Origin of the sequence: Microcoleus sp. AT9b-C3, from assembly GCF_036705485.1 — a bacterium.
Lineage (GTDB): Bacteria > Cyanobacteriota > Cyanobacteriia > Cyanobacteriales > Microcoleaceae > Microcoleus.
The window spans coordinates 1-6,853 of record NZ_JAUBUR010000082.1 but is presented as its reverse complement, the minus strand read 5'-3'; the positions used below and the strand labels follow the sequence as shown (position 1 = coordinate 6,853).

The following is a 6,853-nucleotide window of genomic DNA, read 5'->3' as shown; positions in this document are numbered from 1 at the left end:
CGGTGGATGCGTTCATCGGTCTTTTTGAAGGCAAAAATGTTGGTAAAATGGTGGTAAAATTGGACTAGGTAGCCACTCATTGAGTGGGTACTTACTTCATTATTTGAGCAAGTTGCAATCCGACATCGCTTAGACATTATTTGGTTGAAGGATAGGATGCCATCGCTGGCATCAGATTTCAAACTGTGAATCTAGCGGTACACTTTACTCTCCCAGCATTGGTCGTACCTGCAATCTCCAGAAGTTCCAATTAAAACCTCCAATGATTAGCCTTCATTGGACAACATCAAATGGCTGTGCACAGAGAGTGCAACACCTCTGTACAAAGATAGCTAACAGTTCTGGTCAGCGGTTGTTGGGTTCTGGAGCATCTCACCGTATCGGCTTCAGGCAATCCGCTGCACCAGAATGTTATATTTCTTTTGATGCGATCGCCTGAACTACGGCACCAATGCCAGTGTGATAAATACCTTCTACTACATCACGCTCAAGTTCAATTAGATGCCTAAACTTTAAGCCAGCTAACTCAATGCTTAAAGATTCTTTAGATTGCATCGAATCTACTGAATTTCCGCCGCCAGTACCGTGCTTCAACTGATCGGGTGTATAAGCCTCAAGCAGAAACACACCGTTTTGCTTTAACCCGGATTCAACTTTTTTATGAAGTTGTTTTCTTATTGAAGAGGGCAAGGGACAAAATATAGATACAATTCCGTCCCATTGATTCTCGCCTAAATCATAATCTGCTAAATTAGCATGAATAAACTCAACAACCACCCCGTTTTCCTCGGCTAACTTTTTGGCTTTATTCAAACCAACTAGAGAGGCATCTACAGCGGTTACAGAGTAACCCTGTTTCGCAAGGAAAACGGCATTCCGCCCTTCTCCTTCGGCTAAGCTCAGAACTTTACCTTTTGGAATACTGCTGACGTTTGCTTCCAAAAATTCGTTCGGGTTTGTGCCATATACATACTCTTGGACACTGTATCTTTCATCCCACATCTGTTTTCTCCAATTGTTGCTATTGGCACATTTGATGCCAAAAAAATATAACTGTGCATTCAACCGCAGATATGTGGATAATACCTTTACCGGGGGGTGGATTATCCATCAGATATGTTGGACAACATCCTAGTTTTAAGGAATTAAACAGAAACGAAAGCAGGTTAAGTCCGGGTTCCTGGGTGTTATCCGTGACTTTTGCTGGATACCACCCCCTATATCGGTCTTATCCTATGTGGCTTTGCCGCTTGCTGGAAGCAGAGCCTTCGGAAATCATGCCAAGGCGAAGTATTGGAACGAGTGCGATCGCCCAAAGAGAACAAAGTAAACCTTGAGACTTAACATTTGCACAAGCGAGCTTCTTGAAGTATCTCGCAACTGGGAATAGCTCGAAGCCCGCATTTTCATAGGTGTGACGGGCTCTTTCATGACCCGGATCGCCCCCAGTTTCAACCATCGCAATAGACATCCCAGCATCTTTCATCCAACCCAGAACGAATTCTATCAAAGCGCTACCAATCCCTTGACCTTGAAAGTCTGGATCGACAGCAACCATGTAGATTTCACCCATGCTGTCCTCCGAGTGTAGTTTCACGGCTACAAAGCCCACAGTAGAACTTGCATCGATCGCAACCCATATATTCGTGTCTTCCGCAGCACAGACATCCTCCACAGCTTTTTGCTGGCTCACACGCCAATGATTGGGATAGAATGCCTGGTAAACCTCAGCATTCATCGCGTTTTGAATCGAATCAAAGACCGGAGCCCATGCTCGAAGCGAAAGACGAACAACTGCCATCTTGGTGGTGAGGGTCGTAGGGTTCAATTTGCATTCCCAGTTGAACTCCTGTTAACTGTGAAAGCTTTATTGAACATACTACAATACTCTACAATGTCTGATAGCTTGGCTTTGAATGCTTACAGATTTAGGCGACTTTCGCTGATTAACTAGCAATTACCCCAGTGTGGGAAGCACCATCTTAAGGCATTGAGGAGGGTTTGATGAGCTTCACAGGATTAGGCATTCAAGAATTACTGTATTGTGAGCGATCGCAAATTCTCGCACTTGCCCAAAAGCACGGAGCCTACAACGTGCGCGTATTCGGTTCTGTAGCGCGGGGCGAAGCGACCCCAGAAAGCGATATTGATTTGTTAGTGGATTACGATTTAGACAAAATCACGCCTTGGTTTCCAGGTGGGCTATTGCTTGATTTGGAACAACTACTCAATCGCAAGGTCGATATCGCCACAGTAGATATGTTGAAAGAACGCATTCGGGAGCGCGTTTTGCAGGAAGCTGTACCACTCTCTCGGCGGGAAACGGAACGGCTGCAAGATATATTAGATGCAATAGCCGCAATTGAACGATATGCTAGCCTTGGCAGGCAGGCATTTGATAACCAAGAATTGATTCAAATTTGGATTGTTCATCACCTGCAAATTATCGGAGAAGCAACAAATGCGTTATCGTCCGAGTTAACTAGCCGATATTCCCAAGTCCCTTGGGCGCAAATTGTAGCGTTTAGAAATCTTGTAGTGCATGAATATTTCCGAGTTTCGCTAAACCTAGTTTGGGCGATCGTACAGAATAATTTACCTCCGCTGAAGGTAACAGTAGAACAGATTTTACAGGAGTTACCAGAAGCGTGAGTTCAGCAGCGTTTCTGGCAGCAGCGTTTTTCCTAAGAGTTTCTGATGACCGTAAAAGCGCCCCGTGGTCTAACGCACTCTAAGCGCCTTTACTGTTAATTGAACTCGAAAGCAAGTTAACGAAGGAACTGCTACTTTTTAGGGAGCGATCGCTCAGAAACTCGCGTTGGCTGTCCTAGGTCGCAGAACTTCGACATTCAGCTCCAGTTTTTCTCCCAGCCACAAAGAATGTGTTGTGTGGTCTGCCACATCGTCCCCTGTTTCGGGATGGACGAGAATATCTAACCCCTCGCGGTGGAGCATCAACCAGGGAACGACTTTGCCAAACTGCGGGGGTAAAAACGCAACTTGATACATCGCTTGGGGGTGGGGCCCAATGGGTTTGTCGTGCCAGCGTCCGAGCTGCACCTCAAACCGAGCCAATCCTTCGCGCACGCGCTCCGCAGCATCGCGGTTATCGGCGTCAAAGTAAATATGCGCGTGAAAACCAACAATTTCGATGGTGTCTGCTTTCATGATTTTCAGTGGGTTATTGAGCCAGCACCTGCACAAAACGGCTGTTAACTTTAGGCTAACTTGACTTGTGGCAAACTGCGGAATTCAGGCATCCGTGTTGTTCGCACTCGCTCCGTTAATTGCATCCAACTCAACATCACTCAGCATTTTGGGTTCCATCTCGTACAGATCGTTCAGAACAACCTTGACATCGGGAAACGCGAAATACTCTGTCAGCTTTCCGATGCGGTAATTAAACGTTTTGTACCGGTGCTTGAAGTACAGCTCCACATTCCCCCGGTGTTCCCACAATCCCAGCAAATTGACAACCACATCCGAGTAATGCGCTCTCACATCCCGCTGTACTTCGGCGATGCGTTCCTCGATCGATCGAGTTGTCACCCCAATTTTATAGAAGCAGCTTTCGTCAGCTTTGACTTCCAGAAAATAGAGCGAGTTCACCAAAATCCGACGAAGCTGTGCTCGATAAATTAGTAAATCCGCCCGCCGTTCTTCCAAACAAGATAACCCCGCTGCTTCAGCCACCGCTGTGGATTGCTCCAACTTAACTAACTCTGACAGCAGCAGCGGTTCTTGGACTTTGTTGAACAGCGCCAGGGGAAGAGCGCCGACGGGGATTTTACCCAAGTCGGTAAAGTGATAAGAGCGTAGGAACGGGGCGTAGCCATCGCCCTCCGACTCTAGCAATCCTTTGAGTTCCCACCGAAAGTTTACCAAGTCTTTGGGAATGCCGTAATTTTGTGCGCCGTACTCTTTCCACAGCACTTTCAATTGCTCCAATTCTTCACCCTTAAGCTGGATGGTGAAGTTGTCGTAAAGGGGCAGCGCGGGAAACGCTTTGGTTTTAATCCGCTGCGAAACTGGTTTGCAAGTTTCCTCAGTGTGCGCGAAGTGGTGCTCTTTCACTTTCCCCTTTTTCGCTGTCAATCCGCCTCCGCAGTAGAGACAAGCGAGGTTAGTTTTTCCGCGCACAACCTCATCAATGCTCGCCAAGTTACCGTTGGGAGCAACACCAAATTTAAGCCACATAGTCAAAAGTTCTCCTAAAAGCAGGTTTTGTAGATGCACCTGCTCCACATGACCAACGATTTTAACAAATCCAGGGGTGAGGGCTTCTGCCGATCGAAAGAAAGCGATCGGCACTCGATGCTCTTGATACGCGAGTGTCAATCCAAAATCCAAAATCTAAAATCTAAAATCTAAAATCTAAAATCTAAAATCTAAAATCTAAAATCTAAAATTGCTCGTTACCAATCGGGAATTTCTTCAGGCTCCGAGTCTGATAGGTCTTGTGACAGTTGCTCTCTCGGTAACAGCACAGCGGGCAATTCATGCTCTAGACCGGGAAATGTAGCTTTTCCGGTGTAGGAAAGCATCGATAAAGAGGCGATCGCTCCTTTGACTTGATCCGGCTTCACTTCTAGGTAGTGCTGCAACTGTTCGAGGTTGCTGTGACCGCTGATTTCTTGAATTATCCGCAGCGGAATTCCGGCGTTGCTCATCTGGGTGAGAGCTGTGCGGCGGAAGCTGTGGGTGGAGGCTCCCTCGATGCCGGCTAGATCGAACGCTTTTCTCAAAACCTTGTCCGCTGAGTCGGGGTGCAAATGCTTCCAATGATGGGACGGGTGGCGGCCGGGGAATAAATAAGTCTGGCCGGCGTTGGGTTTCCAAGATGTCAGGAGACTTCGCAAATCTTCAATTACTGGAATCGTCCTAGTTTGGAGTTGACCTTTGGTGTTGCCCTTGCGGAAGTTGATTGTAGGTCGGACTGTACCTCTGGCAGTGTAAATATCGATGACTTCCAGGGAACAAGCTTCGGCAATCCGACAAGCCGTGTAGAGACAAACTCCGAACAAGGTGCGATCGCGAGCGGTTTGTAAACCTTCGTTGAACAGCAGTTCGATTTCTTGTTGCGTAAGGATTTTTGCTTGTCCGTGCCGTTCTATCTTCATGCTTGGTGTATACCCGACCTGACGCTTGAAAGTCTGGCATATTTGTTGCATTACTGCACCTGTCTGAGGGATTTCTTAACGCGGTTCCATGTCGGGATGGGGGGCGTAGAATACAGACAGCTATCACGGCGGCACTGGACGCAACAGATGGGAATGTGCGGAAGGTTCAGAAACTCAGCAGGCACAGGAACCTCAACACGCTGATGATTTACGATAATAACCGGGGTCGCGACCAAGGAGACGTTACCGATTTATTGGATGAGATGTTTTAGTCGATCAAACAGTTACATACTTGGCTTCAATCAAAAGCGAGCGCATTAATTGAGAACTCGACATCTAAATATTTTGGGCAAAGGTAAGGTTATTCCTGGACAAGCTAAACCTGCGTAACCTAACCCGTTGCCAAATTGAGAACCCAGTAAAAGTTAAATAGGTATTGTTAAAAGCACCAAGTTGTTTATAAATACAAGTAGCGGATTAAGTATAAAAAAATGAATACTGAATTTTCTTTATGGCTTTGTTATGTCAAATTACTGGTCTGTGAGCCAGATAACAACTCCTGTCACTGGAATTTAGTTTATTGTTCATTTCCTGCACTAGCCTGGTATGATTTACTGGGTTTTCAGAATGAGAATCTAAAAATAATTGCTATTTTTAATTTTCATCCTATAAACCGTTGTGCTATCGCAGAGATTGATGAACCTGAACAACTTAAAACCTCAACAAAAGTTTTAATAGTTGAAGATAATTGGTTTAATTTTAGTGTGGTAGCGAAAACATTTAGGTTTAAATCCACTTTTGTTGTATATTATGGGTTTGACGTAGAAACCGTAATGCAACTCGCAACTAATAAACAAGTGGATATAATTATAGTTAATAGTGGTTATGGGGGTAAATATAGAGAAGTGAATTGGACGGAAAATATCCGGCTGTTAAAATCTAACCCAAAAACCGCACAAATTCCCATTATTTTAAAATGGGGCGGTCAATTCATGGCAAGTGACCGGGAGAGATTCTCCGCAAGTGGTGTTGATGCTTTTATTCAGGCAGATCCTGGTAATATAAACTCCCTGATTGAAGAAATCCAATATACCCTCTCTGCGAACGATTCCAGTCTAAACACAATAATTAATTTAGAAAACGCATTGAGCAGTTCCCAGCCAGTTAAAATACAAAGAGAAAAAGAATCAGCATTAGAATTTATAGCCTTTAAAGCGTTCCAGATTTATTTATTGATAGGCTCTGTAATTGTTTATCCTTATTTGTTTATCTTACGTCGCTACAAATCATTTAGGAAATGATGTAAATAACTTGTTTAAGTGTAACTTATGGCTAACTCATTTGTCACAACCATATTGCCTAGGGTAAACATAAAGTTCAGCAACTTACCTTTATCCTTAACGACCAGATGCACTTTTGAAGCCAAGGAAGCAGTCAACCGATGTTTTGTTCCTGTTGCCAGGTTCTTGAATACTTTGTGTGAGTGAATGCGACACTTATGACAGACCTTGAGACTGGTGAAATCCATAAAACTGATACCCCTAGATGTGCCAAAGCAAGAGTACACATCGGCACACGATTGGAGTAATATTAAAAACGATTTGTCTCTACTTCAAACTCGGTGAAAACCTTCGCTTGCTCTAACACTAACTCGAACGCTCCAAAATCGATCTGCGACCGTCGCTCTAAATCTTGCCTTCAAACCTCTGATGCCAGAGGATATACCCCGACAC

The 6,853-nt window shown here is 44.9% G+C and carries 8 protein-coding genes and 1 pseudogene; 3 read left to right on the top strand and 6 right to left on the bottom strand.

The features are described 5' to 3' along the window. Nucleotides 1-411: 411 nt before the first annotated feature. Nucleotides 412-1,002, bottom strand: a complete 591-nt coding sequence (locus QUB77_RS31105) for a class I SAM-dependent methyltransferase (RefSeq protein WP_333323738.1) — start codon at nucleotides 1,000-1,002, stop codon at nucleotides 412-414. Nucleotides 1,003-1,228: 226 nt separating this feature from the next. Further along, nucleotides 1,229-1,828, bottom strand: a complete 600-nt coding sequence (locus tag QUB77_RS31100) for a GNAT family N-acetyltransferase (protein ID WP_333323736.1) — start codon at nucleotides 1,826-1,828, stop codon at nucleotides 1,229-1,231. A gap of 176 nt (nucleotides 1,829-2,004) precedes the next feature. On the opposite strand from QUB77_RS31100, the pseudogene QUB77_RS31095 reads away from it, so the two are divergent. Beyond that, nucleotides 2,005-2,310 (top strand): annotated as a pseudogene (locus tag QUB77_RS31095) (nucleotidyltransferase family protein); the annotation flags it as partial. Next, nucleotides 2,290-2,652, top strand: a complete 363-nt coding sequence (locus QUB77_RS31090) for a HepT-like ribonuclease domain-containing protein (RefSeq protein ID WP_333323740.1) — start codon at nucleotides 2,290-2,292, stop codon at nucleotides 2,650-2,652. The pseudogene QUB77_RS31095 and the gene QUB77_RS31090, both read left to right, overlap by 21 nt. Nucleotides 2,653-2,805: 153 nt before the next feature. Here QUB77_RS31090 and QUB77_RS31085 read toward each other — a convergent pair whose 3' ends face one another. The 3 genes from QUB77_RS31085 to QUB77_RS31075 form a co-directional block, all read right to left on the bottom strand. Next, complete coding sequence (locus QUB77_RS31085; RefSeq protein WP_333323734.1) at nucleotides 2,806-3,168, bottom strand: DOPA 4,5-dioxygenase family protein; 363 nt, start codon at nucleotides 3,166-3,168, stop codon at nucleotides 2,806-2,808. Between the two features lie 84 nt (nucleotides 3,169-3,252). Next, nucleotides 3,253-4,338 (bottom strand): GIY-YIG nuclease family protein, encoded by a 1,086-nt coding sequence (locus tag QUB77_RS31080; protein WP_333323732.1) that lies wholly within the window; start codon nucleotides 4,336-4,338, stop codon nucleotides 3,253-3,255. Between the two features lie 77 nt (nucleotides 4,339-4,415). Then, the gene (locus tag QUB77_RS31075) at nucleotides 4,416-5,171 is read right to left on the bottom strand and encodes a tyrosine-type recombinase/integrase (protein ID WP_333323730.1); all 756 of its coding nucleotides are present in this window, start codon (nucleotides 5,169-5,171) and stop codon (nucleotides 4,416-4,418) included. A 440-nt stretch (nucleotides 5,172-5,611) separates the two neighbouring features. Here QUB77_RS31075 and QUB77_RS31070 point away from each other — a divergent pair, with 440 nt between their 5' ends. Continuing rightward, entirely contained in the window at nucleotides 5,612-6,421 is an 810-nt protein-coding gene (locus QUB77_RS31070; RefSeq protein WP_333323728.1) for a hypothetical protein, read from the top strand. A 14-nt stretch (nucleotides 6,422-6,435) separates the two neighbouring features. Here the strand turns inward: QUB77_RS31070 and QUB77_RS31915 are convergent, their stop codons facing one another. Further along, nucleotides 6,436-6,687, bottom strand: a complete 252-nt coding sequence (locus tag QUB77_RS31915) for a transposase (protein ID WP_445251903.1) — start codon at nucleotides 6,685-6,687, stop codon at nucleotides 6,436-6,438. Nucleotides 6,688-6,853: the final 166 nt, after the last annotated feature.